This is a genomic window from uncultured Aliiroseovarius sp. (genome assembly GCF_947497285.1).
Taxonomy (GTDB): Bacteria; Pseudomonadota; Alphaproteobacteria; order Rhodobacterales; family Rhodobacteraceae; genus Aliiroseovarius.
In genome coordinates this window covers 510,728-526,433 of record NZ_CANMFT010000001.1, presented here as the reverse complement: position 1 = coordinate 526,433, position 15,706 = coordinate 510,728, and the positions used below count along the sequence as shown (strand labels likewise).

The following is a 15,706-nucleotide window of genomic DNA, read 5'->3' as shown; positions in this document are numbered from 1 at the left end:
CTCCGCCCCCTAAAGGGGGCGTGGCGCACCCTGCCCCTATATATAATGACACGCCATTGACAACCTGCCCCTTCCCGACCCATCTAACGCCCCGTGATGAGGGGCCAGTATTGCGTGGCCTGACTGAGTCGAGAGGAAGTTCATGCCAGTTGTCGTCGTTGAAAGCCCGGCCAAAGCCAAGACCATCAACAAGTATCTTGGGTCGGACTACACCGTTCTTGCCTCTTACGGTCACGTGCGTGATTTGCCGCCCAAGGATGGATCGGTCGACACAGACGCCGATTTCGCCATGACATGGGAAATTGGTCGCGACAGCGCCAAGCACGTGCGCGCCATTGCGGATGCGTTGAAAGACGACAACAACCTGATCCTCGCAACCGACCCCGATCGTGAAGGCGAAGCGATTTCGTGGCACCTTGAGGAAGCCCTGCGCAAGCGGCGGGCGATCAAGAAGGACACACCGGTCAGCCGTGTTGTGTTCAACGCGATCACCAAATCCGCAGTGACCGAGGCGATGGAGCATCCCCGCGACGTCGACACCGATCTGGTCGAGGCCTATCTGGCCCGTCGCGCACTGGATTATCTGGTGGGCTTCAACCTCAGCCCCGTTCTGTGGCGCAAACTGCCCGGCGCGCGCTCTGCGGGCCGTGTGCAGTCGGTCTGCCTGCGCCTGATCGTTGAGCGTGAGGAAGAGATCGAGGCGTTCAAGGCCCGCGAATACTGGTCTGTGAAAGCCCTGCTCTCCACCCCGCGCGGGCAGGAGTTTGAGGCGCGTTTGACGGTTCTTGGCGGCCAGAAACTTGACCGTTACGACCTTGAGAATGAGACCGCGGCCGAAATGGCCGTGCAGGCGATTTCCTCGCGCGATCTGACCGTGCAATCGGTGGAAGCCAAGCCTGCCACCCGCAACCCCTCGCCGCCCTTCATGACGTCGACCCTGCAACAGGACGCCAGCCGTAAGTTCGGCTTTGGCGCGCGCCAGACCATGTCGACGGCCCAGCGCCTGTATGAAGCTGGTTACATCACCTACATGCGGACCGACGGGATCGACATGGCGCCGGAAGCCGTGGCCGCCGCGCGTGACGCGATTTCGGATCGCTATGGCAAGGAGTTCATCCCGGCCAAGCCCCGGATTTACAAGAACAAGGCCAAGAACGCCCAAGAGGCACACGAATGTATCCGCCCGACCGATATGACCGTATCCGCGAGCGATCTGGCGCGGTTGGAACCCGATCAGCGCAAGCTTTACGACCTGATCTGGAAGCGCACGCTGGCCAGCCAGATGGAAAGCGCGAAGTTCGAACGCACCACGGTTGATGTGGGCTCATCCGACGGTCAGGTCGTGCTGCGCGCCACCGGACAGGTTGTCGTGTTCGAGGGCTTTCTGAAGGTCTATGAAGAAGGTCGCGACGATCAGGTGGTGGATGACGACGACAAGCGCCTGCCCCAGATCATGGAAGGCGAAAAGGCCGAGAAAAAGGGTGTCACGCCCGAACAGCATTTCACCCAGCCCCCGCCCCGTTACACCGAAGCCACGTTGGTCAAGCGGATGGAAGAACTGGGCATCGGTCGCCCCTCGACCTACGCATCCGTTATCACCACGATCCAGGACCGCGAGTATGTTCGCAAGGACAAGAACCGTCTGTTCCCCGAGGATAAGGGACGGATCGTCACGATCTTTCTGATGAACTTCTTCCGCAAGTATGTGGGATACGAGTTCACCGCGAATTTGGAAGAAGAGCTGGACGAAATCTCGGCCGGCGATATGGATTACAAAGAGGTGCTTGCGCGCTTCTGGCGTGATTTCTCGGCGGCAATTGCCGAGACATCAGAATTGCGCATTTCGGAAGTGCTCGACAAGCTCGACGCCGCCCTTGCGCCGCAACTGTATCCGCCCCGCGAAGATGGATCAGACCCGCGCATCTGCCCGAAATGCGGCAACGGTCAGCTGCACCTGAAAACCTCGCGCACTGGTGGGTTTGTCGGTTGTGGCAACTATCCTGAATGCACCTATACCCGCCCCATCGCGGGCGAAGGCGCCGAGGGGGATGAACGTCTGCTGGGCGAAGATCAGGGCGACGAGATCTGGTTGAAATCTGGTCGTTTCGGCCCCTACGTGCAGCGCGGTGAACCGACGCCTGAAAACAAAAAACCACCACGTGCCAGCCTGCCCAAAGGGTGGGACAAGGACGCGATGGACCTAGAGAAGGCTCTGGTGCTGCTGTCCTTGCCCCGCGAAATTGGCGAACACCCCGAAGGCGGCATGATCAGCGCGAATTTCGGGCGCTTTGGCCCTTATGTCATGCACAAACTGCCCGACGACGCCAAACCGACCTATGCCAATCTGAAAGACCCCGATGACGTGTTCGAGATCGGCATGAACCGCGCGGTCGAGATGCTGGCGGAAAAACGCGCCAACCCCGGTGGGCGCGGACGCGCAGCGGCCAAGCCGTTGAAAGAACTGGGCGAACATCCCGAAAACGGCGGGCCGGTCAATGTCATGGACGGGCGCTATGGGCCTTATGTGAAATGGGAAAAGGTCAACGCGACCATTCCCAAGGATGTCGAAGCCGCTGACGTGACCATGGAGATGGCGGTCGCCCTGATCACGGAAAAAGCCGGGAAGAAGAAACCTGCGAAAAAGAAAGCAGCACCGAAGAAGAAAGCGGCAGCAAAGAAACCCGCCGCAAAGAAAAAGCCCGCCGCCAGCAAGGGCTGACGGCGGCTTTGACACCTTGATCCGGGCCAGAAATGCGACACTGCGGGTGCCACATTCAAACTCGCGCATTCGTGAGTTGAAACCTGCGCGCGCGTTGGATTGATTGCGGCCAAACGCAATCGAACAGTGAGCCTCACCATGTCACGTATTCTTTCGCGCCGCGCGGTCATCGCGGGCGCAACAGCCTCTTTCGTGCTGCCCGCTGCCGGGCTTGCCACACCCATCATCGAAACCGCTAAGCGCAACGTGTCGAGCTTTGCCAGTCAGGACTGGCGTGATCATTTCGACAAGCTGGACCGGGTCACGATCGTCTGTGACACGGTTTCGCGCGCCTTGCATTACTGGAGCGCGGATGGCCGCGATTATCGCATTTATCCTTCCTCGGTTCCGATGACGGATGAACTGACCAAGACCGGATACACAAAGATTGTGCGCAAGAAGGTCGGACCAGACTGGACGCCGACCCCCAGTATGATGGAACGTAATCCAGACCTGAAATACACCCCGCCCGGCCCGGACAATCCGCTGGGCACGCACGCCATGTATCTGGATTGGCCCGCTTATCTGATCCACGGCACCCATGACACGCGCAAGATCGGGCGGCGCAGTTCGGATGGCTGTATCGGGCTATACAACAGCGCCATCGCCGAGCTGTTCTCGATCACGCCAATTGGCGCACAAGTGCGGGTCATCTAAGGGGGGCAGCAAGAAGGGCGCGGCCTAAGCGGCATCCTTTCTTTTCTGGTCGTCCGGCCCTTCAAGCAGGTCCGCAACAACCGCGCCGACTACTTGCGTGCGGTCCTTTACCCCAGCCTTGCGGTAGATCGCGTTGCTTTGCGATTTGACCGTGCCTCGACTGGTGTTGCGTGCCTCGGCGATCTCGGCCACGGTCATGCCATTGACGGTCAACAGCGCGATGTCCTGCTTGGCTTCGGTCAACGACCATTGCGCGAACATGGCTTGCAACATTGCGGTGAAAAAGCCAGCGGCTGCGCAACATAGTCCTGGCCGAGGTGAGGGTTTGGTTGCGCTGGCTTTAACTTCATTCATGGTGCGATTGCGTAGCGGTCTTAAATTTGCCTAATTCGTCGGGCAAACCGTTGGGGCAAAAAAACAGATTTGAGCAATCGCATGAATGATAACAGGGATTATATCACCGAGGCAAAAGCCAAAGCGCACGATGAGAAACGCGACGTTGATCGCGCGATCCAAACCGACAGAACGCACAGCTTTTTCCGCAAACGCACTGTGTCAATTGCCGGCGTGTTTGAAGGCATGTTTCTGACCGCGCTCATGGCTCTTGTGCCTTTTCTGGTTTTTGCGGGGTTGGCCATGTGGTCGTTCAACGCCACCGAAGATGGCGTCACGATGTCTTGGGTCTTTGTCCTGCTTGCCGTGGCCATTCCGCTTTTCGTGCTGTATCGCGCCCTGACCTCCAAAACAGACGAACCCGCCGAAATGCTCACCGATTTGATTGGCGGCTTTTGGGTTGGCGTTTTTCCGTATCTATTGGTTGGCGGCCTGGTTGTGCTTGCCATCGCAACTTGGCTCGGGGTTTCTGTGCTGTTGGTGCTGGGCATATTGTGTGTTGGCGGCGTAATTCTGGCGGGACTCACAAATCAGTAGGCATTTAGCCCCGTCTCAGACACCTGTGCGTTAGCATGCGCATCGGTGCATTATCCTTAGGTGTCGCGAGCACATGAACTCGGACCTAAGTAGAAATACCTGCGCGCGCCTCAAACGCTCACGTTTCGTTGACTCCCTCCCCCCCACGCGTCAGAACAGGTGCGAAACTGACGAGAGGTAACTTTCATGAAAAAGGTATATGGCAGCGCCGGCGAAGCCCTTGATGGGCTGCTGAGCGACGGCATGCTGATTGCCGCCGGGGGCTTTGGTCTGTGCGGCATTCCCGAGCTTCTGATCGACGCGCTGGTCGAAAGCGGCGTCAAAGACATCACGATCGCATCAAACAACTGCGGTGTTGATGGCTTCGGGCTTGGCAAATTGCTGGACACCAAGCAGATCAAGAAAATGATGTCGTCCTATGTGGGCGAAAACGCCGAGTTCATGCGCCAATACCTGTCGGGCGAGTTGGAGCTTGAGTTCAACCCGCAAGGCACATTGGCCGAGCGCATGCGCGCTGCCGGTCACGGCATCCCCGGTTTTTATACCAAAACTGGCGTGGGCACCGTCATCGCTGAAGGCAAAGAAGTGAAGGTCTTCAATGGCGAGGAATATATCCTTGAGGAAGGCATCTTCGCCGACCTGTCCATCGTGAAAGCGTGGAAAGCCGATGAAACCGGCAACCTTGTGTTCCGCAAGACCGCCCGCAACTTCAACCCGCCCGCCGCCATGTGTGGCAAGGTTTGCGTGGCCGAAGTCGAGGAGATTGTGCCGACAGGGTCGCTTGACCCCGATGCGATCCACCTGCCGGGCATCTATGTGCATCGCATCATTCAGGGCGATCACGAAAAGCGTATCGAACAACGCACCATTCGGGAGGGCTGAGATCATGGCATGGGACCGCAATCAAATGGCCGCCCGCGCGGCACAGGAACTGCAAGACGGTTGGTATGTGAACCTTGGCATCGGCATCCCGACGCTGGTATCGAACTTCATCCCCGACGGGGTCGAGGTCACACTGCAATCGGAAAACGGCATGCTGGGCATGGGCCCCTTCCCGACCGAGGCCGAGATCGACGCCGACCTGATCAACGCCGGCAAGCAGACCATCACCGAACTGCCCCAGACCTCGTATTTCGACAGCTCGATGAGCTTTGGGATGATCCGGGGCGGCAAGATCGCCATGGCGATCCTTGGCGCGATGGAAGTGGCCGAAAACGGCGACCTGGCGAACTGGATGATCCCCGGCAAGCTGGTCAAAGGCATGGGCGGCGCGATGGACCTTGTGGCCGGTGTTGGCCGCGTGGTGGTCGTGATGGATCACACCAACAAGCATGGCGACAGCAAAGTGCTGAAGGAATGCACCCTGCCGCTGACCGGCAAGGCTGTGGTCGACCGTATCATCACCAACCTTGGGGTTCTGGATGTGGTCGAGGGGGGCTTGAAAATCGTCGAGACCGCCGATGGCGTGACCGAGGACGAATTGCGCGCCGCGACCGAGGCGACGATCGTCAACTAGAACCAGCGCGAACACGATATCAAGGGGCTCCCGTTCGGGGGCCCTTTGTTGTTTCACGTGGGGCTGATGCGTGCGGGTGAAGGCTTCTCGCCGTATTTCCCCTCGCAATTGCGCGGAAGCTTTCATAATCTCGCCTCAATCCCCCGCCATAAGCCGGGCAATGACAATGAGCAGCACAAACCCCATATCATCCACTGCAGAGAAACAATCTGCACCGGACGCCGCCCCCCGGCGGCTGCGTGATACGCTTGTGCTGTTTGGGTTGTTCGGGCTGGTTCTGGTCGGGCTGATCGGGCTGGCGGCTGCAACCGGGTGGGACGAAACCCGCGCCCAGCTTGCCAAGCTGACGGGCTTGCAATTTGTTGCCCTGCTTGCACTCAGCCTTGTGAATTACCTGTTTCGTGGGCTGCGCTGGCATATCTTTGCGCGCAAACTGGGACTGCCCACGGGTCTTGTCCAAGACCTGCGCCACTTCCTTGGCGGCTTTGCTATGTCGGTCACACCCGGCCGCGTGGGCGAGCTGGTGCGGATGCGCTGGCTGAAGCGCGAAACCGGTTGGGCGTTTGAACGCACGGCCCCCCTTGTGTTGGTTGATCGCGCATCGGACCTGTCAGCCATGGCCCTGATCCTTGGGCTTGCGCTGGCCTTTTCGGCCACCGGGATCGCGGGCGGGCTGCCCGTCACCATCCTTGCCCTGATCGCCGCCTTCGCCGCGACCCGACCGCGCCTGCTGGGCTGGTTTGCCACGATGGGGCACAGGATCACCGGGCGGTTTGCGCGGCTTTGGGCCAAGATCCGCCGTGCCTCCCTTTCGCTGTCGGCGTTCACTTCGCCCACATTGATGGCGCTTGCCGCTCTGATCGGGGTCATTGGCTGGATTGCCGAAGGCTATGCCTTTCACCTTCTTCTGATGTGGATGGGGGCCGATATCGGCTTTGCCAAGGCGGTCGCCATCTTCGTCTTCTCAACCCTTGCCGGTGGCCTGACCGGTGCACCCGGCGGCGTCGGCGGGGCTGAAGCCGCCATGATCGCCCTGCTTGCGATGGAAGGCGTGCCGCTTGAGGTCAGCGTCCCCGCCACCGCCATCATCCGCGTAACAACCCTTTGGTTCGCCATCGGGATCGGCCTTCTGGTCTTTCCCGTCGCCGAACGCAACTCTTTGAGACATACACATGGTTTGGAAAAATAACGAGTATTCCGGCTGGGGCCGCGTTCTGAAAGCCTCTGCCGAACTGGCGCGTCCCGAACGCGCCCGGAGCCTGAAGGCCGCGGTGGCGCAGCATCCCTGCCCGGCCATCGGCAATTGCCGATCCTATGGTGATGCGCCGCTAAACGACGGTGGTCGCGCCATCGACATGACGCGGATGAATCGCATCATCGACTTTGACGCAGACACCGGCGTTGTCACGGTCGAGGCCGGCATCACCATCGGTGATCTGGCCCACGTCTTCGCCCCGCGCGGATGGCTGCCCGCCGTCATGCCCGGCACCGGCTTTGCCACCGTGGGCGGCTGCATCGCACAAGACGTGCACGGCAAGAACCACCATAACGAAGGCAGTTTTGGCCAGCATGTGCTCTCTGTCACCCTGTTCAATGGCGACAAACGCACCGTTGCCACACCCACCCGCAACGCAAACCTGTTCCGCGCCACCATGGGCGGGATCGGCCAGACCGGCGTGATTGCTGAGGCGAAATTGCAACTCAAACCTTGCCCCGGCGACGTGATGATGGTCACAGAACGCCGGGCCGAGGATTGGGACGACCACCTTGCCCTGCTCGATGGCAGTCAGGCGACCTATACGGTCGGCTGGATCGACACGACCGCCAAGGGTGCAGCCCTTGGGCGCGGTGTCATTGAAGAGGCCGAGTTGGCCGCAGGGCTTCTGCCCAAGGCAAAGCCGTCCAAGAAGATCCCGCTGGACGCGCCGAATTTCGCACTGGCGGGTCCGGTCGTCCGGGCCTTCAACAACGCTTACTACCGACGGGTGCCAAGCTCGGGGCGCTCGTCCGTCAAACGGATCGACGACTTCTTCTTCCCGCTCGACAAAATCCACGACTGGAACCGCCTTTACGGAAAACGCGGCTTTTACCAGTTTCAAAACGTGGTGCCGCTGGACCAGGCAGGTGCCTTGAAAGCGATGCTGGAGCTGATCGCGGGCGCAGGCCTTTCGTCGCCTCTGGCCGTGCTCAAACGCATGGGACCGGGACGTGCCGGGCATATGAGCTTCCCGATGGAAGGCTACACGCTCGCCGTCGATTTCCCCGCCCGTGACGCGGCTGTCGACCTGATCGCGATGCTTGAGGACATGACCATGGACGCTGGCGGGCGGCTTTATCTTGCCAAGGACGCATTGGCCACTGGACCCGCAATCAAGGCGATGTATCCCGAACATGGCGACTGGGTGAAACAGGTCAACAAGGCCGACCCGGATCACGCGCTGGAAACCGATATGGTGCGCCGTCTGAACCTGCGCGAGGCGGAGTAAGAACATGACAAAGACCAAACAAAACCAGTGCTGGATCATCCTAGGTGCAACCTCATCCATGGCGCGCGCCTTTGCGCAGGCCGTGGCCGATCAAGGCGCAAGTGTCATTCTGGCCGGGCGCGATATGGACGACCTGAAACGATCCGCAACAGACCTGTCCGCGCGCGGTGTGACCGCTGAGGCGGTGAAGTTCGACGCCCGCGACATCGCAACCTTCCAGCCGATCATCGACCGCGCCGGGCGCGAGGAGGGCGTGATCAACGCCGCAGTCTTTGTTGGCTCGATGCCCGCTCAAGAAGACATCGACGCCAACCCCGCCCTGATCGAAGGCGTGGTGAAAGACAGCCACACCGGCCCTGCGGCATTCCTGACCATGCTCGCCCCAATCATCGAAGACCGGGGTGCGGGCACAATTGTCGGCGTTTGTTCGGTTGCAGGCGATCGGGGTCGAATCGGCAACTATGTCTATGGCTCGGCCAAGGCAGGATTTGCCACCTATCTGTCGGGCCTGCGCAACCGCCTGACCCGCGCGGGCGGCCATGTGGTAACGGTAAAGCCCGGCTTCGTGGACACCGCGATGACATGGGGGATCGAAGGGATGTTCCTTGTCGCCTCACCCCAGAAGGTGGCGGCTGACATCCTGAAAGCGGTCGAGAAGCAGCGCAACGTAATCTACACACCGTTCTTCTGGCGCTATATCATGCTGATCATCCGACACATCCCGGAGTTTGTCTTTAAGAAAATGTCGATCTGAGGACCGGTTTGACTAGGCGGCGCGTTAGCCGACCCCGAACCATTCCTGCCACAAGCCTGCGGCATAGAACATGATCGACATGGCCATCAACATCAGGCCAATGCCGCGCTTGTCCTTCATCGCAAAGACGATCGGGTCGTAATCCTGCTTGCCGTGCCAGCCCAGACGCACCATGCGGATCATCCACCACGCCAGCGGGATCTCGGCCACCCAGATCAGCCATTGCGTCTTGTAAAGCGAGATGGCTTGATCGGTGAAGGAATAGAGGAAAAACGCGACCAGCGCGGCCACCACACCCAGCGACGCCACGTTCAACAGGTCAGGCCGGTCAGGGCGGCCATAGCCGCGCCCCGGCAGACGGGCATCGGATGTGGCCAACGTAAGCTCGGTCAGCCGCTTCACGCAGCCCAGTGCCAGAAACACCGGGAAGATGAAGACAAGCAGGTAGCCCGACACATAGATGCCTGTCGCCGCCGCGCCCGCAACCACCCTGAGTGTGTAGAGCGAGGCCAGCACCGCGATATCGACCCAGCGCATCCGCTTGAGCTTAAGGGAATAGGCCAGCGACAACAGCATATAGAAGCTGACGACACCGACAAAAGCCCAGCCAAGGGCCGCGGCAACGCCCAACGCGATCGCTGCCAACACCAGAAACGACACCATCCCCACCTGTATCGGCACCGCGCCCGAGGCAAAGGGACGTTTGCATTTCTTCACATGCAGCCGATCGGCCTCAAGGTCCAGAAGATCATTGACCAGATAGATGGACGACGCCGCTGCCGAAAAGCTGATCACCCCAAGGATCGCCATCATAAGGGTGTTCAGGTCAAACGCGTGCCCCGCAATCAACGGCACAAACAAAAGCACGTTCTTGACCCATTGATGGGGGCGGAAGCTTCTCAGCACATCTTTCATGCGCCAGCCCGCATTGATGCGGGTTACGGGTTTGCCGCGTGCCTCCATCACCTTGGCCGAGCGTTCGTCCCCCACCACCAATGCGCCATCTGCATGGTCCCAGATCGCGCGATCCACTGCGGCGTTGCCACCATAATCGAACCCTTCTTCACCATAGGCGGCGATCAAGGCGTCGGCCTTGCGTTCGCCCTTGAGGTTGGTCACCCCGTCAGAGGCGAAGACGCGCTCTGACAGGCCGTGATCAGCTGCCAAACGTGTCACCAGCGACTGGTCCGACGCCGAGGCCAAAATGACCTCGTAGTCTTGGCTTTGCGCGGTGCGTGCCATCGCCAGAACCTCGGGTTCGACGGGCAGAAGGTCGGTGCGCAGCTGGGCAATCTGAGCCAGTTCAGCCTTCAGGCGTGCCGGGTTTTTGAAATGCGCAAAGCTGGTCTTCAGCGTGGCAAACGGGTTCTTTCCCAAGCCCGCCCAAAAGCATTCGAACAACATGTCGGTGCGCAGAAATGTGCCATCGACATCCAGCACCAAAGGCTTGCGGGCGGGTTTGTTGGCAGAATTGTCAGCCATTGGTCTACACTCCGTTCACGGCAAAAACACAGCCGTCAGACAAAAGCTCTGGCGGGGTCAGGCACAGGCCACGCGCCACTTGCCATGCCGCCAGAACCTTGGGCACATAAGCACGCGTCTCCGCATAAGGAGGCACACCGCCATTGTCGGTCACTGCGTTTTCGCCCGCATTATATCCGGCAAGGGCCAAAATGGGGTCGCCCTGAAAATGGGTCAGCAGCCACTGCAAATAGGCCACGCCACCTTTGATGTTCTGCGTGGGGTCACCGCTATCTGCCACACCAAAGCGTTCAGCCGTCGCCGGAATCAATTGCATGAGCCCCTGCGCCCCTGCCCCGCTTTCAGCGTCAACGCGCCCTGCACTTTCGACCGAGATCAGCGCAAGCACCAGTGCCGGAGATACAGGCGTGCCGATCGTCGCGCTCAGGATATCCTTGCCATACGCCTGCGCGATGCCCTGCAGATGTTGCAGGCGCGGCTGCGGCATACCTTCTTGCGTTGCGACAAGATCCAGCGCCGCGCGCACATTGGCGGGGCCTGCCTTGTCTAGGCGCGGCGAAACGGCGGTCCAGAACCAGTCCCATTCAGGCGAGATCGGCGCGACGCTTGCCACGACCGCGTCCCCGTCACCCGGTTCGGCGCTGTCGGTCTGGTCTGGCGATGTGCGGGGTTTTACGGCAAGAGCTGCGGCTTGAGCAGCCGGGTCGATCTGGATGGTGATCCGTTTGGCCCCAGCATCCGGCACGCCGACTCGCTTGAAGGTAAAGTCAGCAAAGGGCGCCGGCGCGTCATCCGCCTGCACCTGAGACCCCATTACAAGGGTCAGAAATATGCTTATGTTTACGAAGCGCCGCATTTGCGGTTCACTGCTCTGCCTCGGATTGTTTTGCCTTTTGTCGCAGATTTGTGTCTACAGAGCCAGAATTACCTTGAATCGTTTCCAAAACTGATGTCAGAAAGCCCACAAAATTAAGGACTATAAGATTATTTCAATTTTTTTCTCTATGTTTTTCAAAGCATTAAATAGTAAATACATTAAAAAATCGTTAAGCCATAAAAGGTACGAAACCCGCCCAACTCTCGCCCCAATCAAGGGGTTAATTAGCTACATGCCAAGCAGCGCTGCGGACGGCAAACAGTTCAGGCGCCAAGGTGAAAGAAACGAAACAACACCTTTTCGGAGTGACACAAAATGAAACTTTATAACCTGATCAAGACCTTCAAAGCCGACGAAGACGGCGCCGTAACCGTAGACTGGGTCGTTCTGACCGCAGCTATCGTGGGCCTGGGTATCGCAGTTCTGACTTCGGTTTCGGGCGGCACCAAATCGCTGGCCAACAAGATCTCGTCGAACCTGTCGACAATGACCATCATGACGCACTAAGCGTCGCATTAACCAGTAACCAAGGAGTATTACTATGAAACTTTTCAACCTGATCAAGACTTTCAAGGCCGACGAAGACGGCGCCGTGACCGTAGACTGGGTCGTTCTGACCGCAGCTATCGTGGGCCTGGGCATCGCAGTTCTGACATCGGTTTCGGGCGGCACCAAATCGCTGGCCAACAAGATCTCGTCGAACCTGTCGACCATGACCATCATGACGCACTAAGCCCAAAGCTTGTGCAAGAAAGGCCGCGCCCCTCCGGCGCGGCCTTTTTCGTTGTGCATTCTGGTTTTGGTCGATATGCAACAACAACACATCAAATCGGCGAGCTCTAGTATTGTTGCCGCATTTGATGAAATTCACCCTTAATTCATGCTTTGTGCTTCAAATTGCCTCAATTCACGAAGACATATATATCAATTAGTTCGTTTTGGGGATGCTCTCCATTCGGTTGAGGGAAAGGATTCAAGATGCGTTTGGTTTTTGGACTGGTCCTGGTCGTAGGCGTCGGCCTTGCAGGCTTCGCAGTCTATATGGCGCAGGGATTTATCGGCGACTATCAAGCCCAGCTTGAAGCAGAACGCGCCGCGCGCGCAAATGCAGTGCCGACGGTCGAAGTTTTTGTCGTAAATCGCGGTCTGCGATATGGCGAGCAACTGACCGAGGAAGACATTCGCCCGGTGAACTGGCCAGAGAATGCGATCCCCGAAGGCACGTTCCGCGCGATTGACGAGATTTTCCCGGACGGCGAAAAGAAATTCCGCACCGTTTTGCGGGCGATGGAAAAAGACGAAGCCCTGATGACCATTAAGGTCACCAAGCCGGGCGCCGATGCCGGTGTGGCGTCGCGCCTGTCTGCGGGTATGCGGGCATTTGCGATCAATGTTGATGTCAGCTCTGGCGTGTCGGGCTTTTTGCGCCCCGGAGACCGGGTCGATGTCTACTGGACCGGTCGCGGCGTGGATGACCTGGGCAACAACCAGGCGGTGACAAAGCTGATCCTTGCCGGTGTGACCCTGATCGCGGTCGACCAAATCGCGGACAGTGACCGCGCTGCGCCCTCAATTGCGCGCACCGTCACGGTCGAAGTCACGCCCCGTCAGGTGGCCGCGCTTGCGCAGGCCCAATCAAGCGGTCGCCTTTCTCTGTCGCTTGTCGGCGCAAAAGACGAAACCGTTTCGACGGCTGTCGAAGTCGGTCAAGACGAGTTGATTGGTGAGGTTGTCGGTCCGAAAAAAGAGATCTGCACGATCAAAACGCGCCGTGGCGCGGACATCATCGAGACCCCGATCGACTGTCCTGAATGACAATTTCCCTTTGCGGGCCGGCCCCCGGCCCGCAGACTGTTGCGACTTATCCACATGAATAGGAGGCAACAAGGCATTGATTCTTGCATTTTTTCAATTTCTAACGCAGTCTGCGTTTTAATTGGGCAAAAACCCATCACCGGACGTGAAGATCCGGAGCAGTCAAAAGGGGTCGCCCCCTTCTATCGAGACGTGATCAGAGAGGCAGGATCACATGAAATATGATCGTTTTATCAAGGCGGCCCTTTTGGGCCTGACGCTGGGCTTAGGCGCTCCCATGGGGGCATCCGCTGAAACCTTACGCGTCATGAGTGGCGCCCCATCGGGCGCACTAAAGGTTCCCATGAACCGTGCAGTGGTCGTCGAAAGTGACGCACCATTCGCCGAGCTTTCCATCGCAAACCCGGGCATTGCCGACATTTCGACGCTGTCGGACCGCACCATTTACGTGCTGGGCAAGACACCGGGACGCACGACGCTGACGCTGCTGGGTGCTGATGGCAAGCTGCTTACCAATGTCGAGGTGCACGTCGCCCCCGACATCGCAGAATTCAAAGAACGCCTGCGGCAAATCCTGCCCGGCGAACAGATCGAAGTGCGCACCGCTAATGACGGGATCGTCCTGTCGGGTATGGTCAGTTCGATCCAGCGCATGGACCGCGCGCTTGATCTGGCGCAGCGCTATGCGCCTGAACGTGTCTCGAACCTTATGTCCGTCGGCGGCACCCAGCAGGTCATGCTGAAGGTGCGCTTTGCTGAAATGGGCCGCTCGGTGCGTAAAGCGCTGTCCAGCTCTGTCGGGTTCAGTGGTGGGATCAACCAGACCATCGCTGCTGAAACCGGCACATGGCTGCAGAACGGCAACAACGCCGGCAGCTTCCCCGTCATTGTCGATGGCGATCAGGAAGGTGTCTTTGGCCTGAGCTTTGGCGCCGGCAGCCTGCAAGTGGGGATCCTTCTGGAAGCCCTTGAAAGCAAAGGCGTCGTTCGCACACTGGCCGAACCCAACCTGACCGCGTTGTCAGGTCAGGAAGCCTCGTTCCTGGCAGGTGGCGAATATCCGATCCCGGTCAGTTCCGGCGAAGATCGCATCACAGTCAGCTACAAACCTTTCGGGGTCGAGCTGACCTTTACACCAACGGTGCTTGCCGATGATGTGATCAATCTTCAACTGAACGCCGCCGTTTCAGGCATCGACAGCTCGATCAGCTATAACAACGGTGGTCTGACGCTGAATTCGTTCCGCCGCCGCGAAACCTCGACCACGGTCGAAATGCGGGATGGCGAAAGCTTTGCCATCGCGGGCTTGATCGAAGACGACTTTCAGGACGTGATCGGATCGGTGCCTTGGTTGGGTGACCTTCCGGTGCTGGGCGCGCTGTTCAGATCCACGGAATACGAACGCAAGCAATCCGAGCTTGTCATCATCGTGACCGCGCATCTTGTCAGCCCGACGCGCGGCGAAGTTCTGGCAGTTCCGACTGACCGCATTCGCCCGCCTTCCGAAAAAGACCTGTTCCTGTTTGGCAAGACCTCTGCCCCGAACAAACCGCGCACGGGCGCGGCGGGCGAAGTCGCGCAACAGGATTTCTCGGGTTCCTATGGCTATGTAATGGAGGACTGAGATGTCTCTCGCACGGATCAAACCCCTTCTCGCGGCGACGTCAATCATGGCCTTGCTGGCTGGTTGCGCCGACAACAAAACCGCCTTGGCGTTCTGGCACGGCGAAGCTGGTGCCCAAATCGACGAAGGCAATTTCGGCGTGCCCACCGCCTATAACCAAGGGGTGCAAACGGGCAAGATCGACGCTGTCGTCAGCATGGCGCATCGATTCAACCAGGAAACCGCAGACACGGTGAATTTTGAATTCAACCGCGCCAATCTTGATGATCAGGCCCGCAACATCCTGCGCAAGCAGGCCCATTGGATCAACCAATTCCCTGAATTGCGGTTCCGCGTTTATGGGCACACCGACCTTGTCGGGTCGAACGCCTATAACAAGCGTCTTGGTATGCGCCGCGCCCGCGCGGTTGTGAATTACCTTGTTGCCCAAGGCATCAGCCGTTCGCGTCTGGAAGCCGTGGTCAGCTATGGCGAAACACAGCCTCTGATCCCGACGCAACAGCCCGAGCTTCGCAACCGTCGCACGGTGACCGAAGTGACCGGCTTTGTTGGCCGTCACCCTACGGTTCTGGACGGCAAATACGCCGAAGTTATCTATCGCGAATATATCAGAAGCGCAGTTCCGGTGCCGATCATCTCGGCTGGCACGGCTGGCACGGTCGAAGGTGGTGGTGGCTGACGCCGCTAAGCCCTCGGACAAGTTTCAAAAAGGCGCGACACGGTCGCGCCTTTTTGCGTCTTGGTGCCGGTTTGCCGCTCAAATCCGCCCGCGGACCACATTTTTGCCACATTCAAGGGAAGTTGGCG

At 59.0% G+C, this 15,706-nt stretch carries 16 protein-coding genes; 13 read left to right on the top strand and 3 right to left on the bottom strand.

The genetic code is table 11. The features are described from left to right. The first annotated feature begins 142 nt into the window (after positions 1-142). Both topA and Q0864_RS02485 read left to right on the top strand, forming a co-directional pair. Complete coding sequence (gene topA / locus Q0864_RS02490; RefSeq protein ID WP_298565820.1) at positions 143-2,719, top strand: type I DNA topoisomerase; 2,577 nt, start codon at positions 143-145, stop codon at positions 2,717-2,719. 138 nt (positions 2,720-2,857) lie between these two features. Next, positions 2,858-3,415, top strand: coding sequence for a L,D-transpeptidase (locus Q0864_RS02485; RefSeq protein ID WP_298565817.1), 558 nt, complete (start codon positions 2,858-2,860; stop codon positions 3,413-3,415). Between the two features lie 24 nt (positions 3,416-3,439). Here the strand turns inward: Q0864_RS02485 and Q0864_RS02480 are convergent, their stop codons facing one another. Further along, positions 3,440-3,676, bottom strand: coding sequence for a helix-turn-helix transcriptional regulator (locus Q0864_RS02480; protein WP_298565814.1), 237 nt, complete (start codon positions 3,674-3,676; stop codon positions 3,440-3,442). A 174-nt stretch (positions 3,677-3,850) separates the two neighbouring features. On the opposite strand from Q0864_RS02480, the gene Q0864_RS02475 reads away from it, so the two are divergent. From Q0864_RS02475 to Q0864_RS02450, 6 genes are all read left to right on the top strand, one after another. After that, entirely contained in the window at positions 3,851-4,345 is a 495-nt protein-coding gene (locus tag Q0864_RS02475) for a hypothetical protein (RefSeq protein WP_298565811.1), read from the top strand. A gap of 186 nt (positions 4,346-4,531) precedes the next feature. Then, entirely contained in the window at positions 4,532-5,227 is a 696-nt protein-coding gene (locus Q0864_RS02470; RefSeq protein ID WP_298565808.1) for a CoA transferase subunit A, read from the top strand. Positions 5,228-5,231: 4 nt separating this feature from the next. Beyond that, positions 5,232-5,861, top strand: a complete 630-nt coding sequence (locus Q0864_RS02465; RefSeq protein WP_298565805.1) for a 3-oxoacid CoA-transferase subunit B — start codon at positions 5,232-5,234, stop codon at positions 5,859-5,861. A 166-nt stretch (positions 5,862-6,027) separates the two neighbouring features. Then, entirely contained in the window at positions 6,028-7,050 is a 1,023-nt protein-coding gene (locus Q0864_RS02460) for a lysylphosphatidylglycerol synthase transmembrane domain-containing protein (RefSeq protein WP_363317594.1), read from the top strand. Continuing rightward, positions 7,034-8,347: an FAD-binding oxidoreductase gene (locus Q0864_RS02455; RefSeq protein ID WP_298565801.1), complete on the top strand. Its 1,314-nt coding sequence runs from the start codon at positions 7,034-7,036 to the stop codon at positions 8,345-8,347. Before Q0864_RS02460 ends, Q0864_RS02455 begins: the two co-directional genes overlap by 17 nt. A 4-nt stretch (positions 8,348-8,351) precedes the next feature. Beyond that, positions 8,352-9,101, top strand: a complete 750-nt coding sequence (locus tag Q0864_RS02450; RefSeq protein ID WP_298565798.1) for an SDR family oxidoreductase — start codon at positions 8,352-8,354, stop codon at positions 9,099-9,101. A 24-nt stretch (positions 9,102-9,125) separates the two neighbouring features. Here the strand turns inward: Q0864_RS02450 and Q0864_RS02445 are convergent, their stop codons facing one another. Further along, complete coding sequence (locus Q0864_RS02445; protein ID WP_298565795.1) at positions 9,126-10,583, bottom strand: UbiA family prenyltransferase; 1,458 nt, start codon at positions 10,581-10,583, stop codon at positions 9,126-9,128. A gap of 4 nt (positions 10,584-10,587) precedes the next feature. Beyond that, positions 10,588-11,397 (bottom strand): lytic transglycosylase domain-containing protein, encoded by an 810-nt coding sequence (locus Q0864_RS02440; protein ID WP_298566174.1) that lies wholly within the window; start codon positions 11,395-11,397, stop codon positions 10,588-10,590. A 378-nt stretch (positions 11,398-11,775) separates the two neighbouring features. On the opposite strand from Q0864_RS02440, the gene Q0864_RS02435 reads away from it, so the two are divergent. From Q0864_RS02435 to Q0864_RS02415, 5 genes are all read left to right on the top strand, one after another. Then, positions 11,776-11,967 carry a hypothetical protein gene (locus Q0864_RS02435; RefSeq protein ID WP_298565791.1) on the top strand — a complete coding sequence of 64 codons (192 nt, stop codon included), beginning with the start codon at positions 11,776-11,778 and terminating at the stop codon, positions 11,965-11,967. A 34-nt stretch (positions 11,968-12,001) separates the two neighbouring features. After that, a complete protein-coding gene (locus tag Q0864_RS02430) occupies positions 12,002-12,193 on the top strand; it encodes a hypothetical protein (protein WP_298565788.1) in 192 nt (63 codons plus the stop codon). Between the two features lie 245 nt (positions 12,194-12,438). Further along, on the top strand, positions 12,439-13,275 hold the full coding sequence (cpaB, locus tag Q0864_RS02425; protein WP_298565785.1) for a Flp pilus assembly protein CpaB: 837 nt from the start codon (positions 12,439-12,441) through the stop codon (positions 13,273-13,275). Between the two features lie 214 nt (positions 13,276-13,489). Further along, positions 13,490-14,899: a type II and III secretion system protein family protein gene (locus tag Q0864_RS02420; protein ID WP_298565782.1), complete on the top strand. Its 1,410-nt coding sequence runs from the start codon at positions 13,490-13,492 to the stop codon at positions 14,897-14,899. 1 nt (position 14,900) lies between these two features. After that, positions 14,901-15,578 carry an OmpA family protein gene (locus Q0864_RS02415; protein ID WP_298565779.1) on the top strand — a complete coding sequence of 226 codons (678 nt, stop codon included), beginning with the start codon at positions 14,901-14,903 and terminating at the stop codon, positions 15,576-15,578. Positions 15,579-15,706: the final 128 nt, after the last annotated feature.

Bases quoted from the DNA above. Each gene is read 5' to 3' on its own strand.
- cpaB (WP_298565785.1), top strand. From the start codon at position 12,439: ATGCGTTTGGTTTTTGGACTGGTCCTGGTCGTAGGCGTCGGCCTTGCA.
- Q0864_RS02440 (WP_298566174.1), bottom strand. From the start codon at position 11,397: ATGGGGTCTCAGGTGCAGGCGGATGACGCGCCGGCGCCCTTTGCTGAC.
- Q0864_RS02470 (WP_298565808.1), top strand. From the start codon at position 4,532: ATGAAAAAGGTATATGGCAGCGCCGGCGAAGCCCTTGATGGGCTGCTG.
- Q0864_RS02485 (WP_298565817.1), top strand. From the start codon at position 2,858: ATGTCACGTATTCTTTCGCGCCGCGCGGTCATCGCGGGCGCAACAGCC.
- Q0864_RS02430 (WP_298565788.1), top strand. From the start codon at position 12,002: ATGAAACTTTTCAACCTGATCAAGACTTTCAAGGCCGACGAAGACGGC.
- Q0864_RS02435 (WP_298565791.1), top strand. From the start codon at position 11,776: ATGAAACTTTATAACCTGATCAAGACCTTCAAAGCCGACGAAGACGGC.
- Q0864_RS02450 (WP_298565798.1), top strand. From the start codon at position 8,352: ATGACAAAGACCAAACAAAACCAGTGCTGGATCATCCTAGGTGCAACC.
- Q0864_RS02455 (WP_298565801.1), top strand. From the start codon at position 7,034: ATGGTTTGGAAAAATAACGAGTATTCCGGCTGGGGCCGCGTTCTGAAA.
- Q0864_RS02415 (WP_298565779.1), top strand. From the start codon at position 14,901: ATGTCTCTCGCACGGATCAAACCCCTTCTCGCGGCGACGTCAATCATG.
- Q0864_RS02465 (WP_298565805.1), top strand. From the start codon at position 5,232: ATGGCATGGGACCGCAATCAAATGGCCGCCCGCGCGGCACAGGAACTG.
- topA (WP_298565820.1), top strand. From the start codon at position 143: ATGCCAGTTGTCGTCGTTGAAAGCCCGGCCAAAGCCAAGACCATCAAC.
- Q0864_RS02420 (WP_298565782.1), top strand. From the start codon at position 13,490: ATGAAATATGATCGTTTTATCAAGGCGGCCCTTTTGGGCCTGACGCTG.
- Q0864_RS02460 (WP_363317594.1), top strand. From the start codon at position 6,028: ATGAGCAGCACAAACCCCATATCATCCACTGCAGAGAAACAATCTGCA.
- Q0864_RS02475 (WP_298565811.1), top strand. From the start codon at position 3,851: ATGAATGATAACAGGGATTATATCACCGAGGCAAAAGCCAAAGCGCAC.
- Q0864_RS02480 (WP_298565814.1), bottom strand. From the start codon at position 3,676: ATGTTCGCGCAATGGTCGTTGACCGAAGCCAAGCAGGACATCGCGCTG.
- Q0864_RS02445 (WP_298565795.1), bottom strand. From the start codon at position 10,583: ATGGCTGACAATTCTGCCAACAAACCCGCCCGCAAGCCTTTGGTGCTG.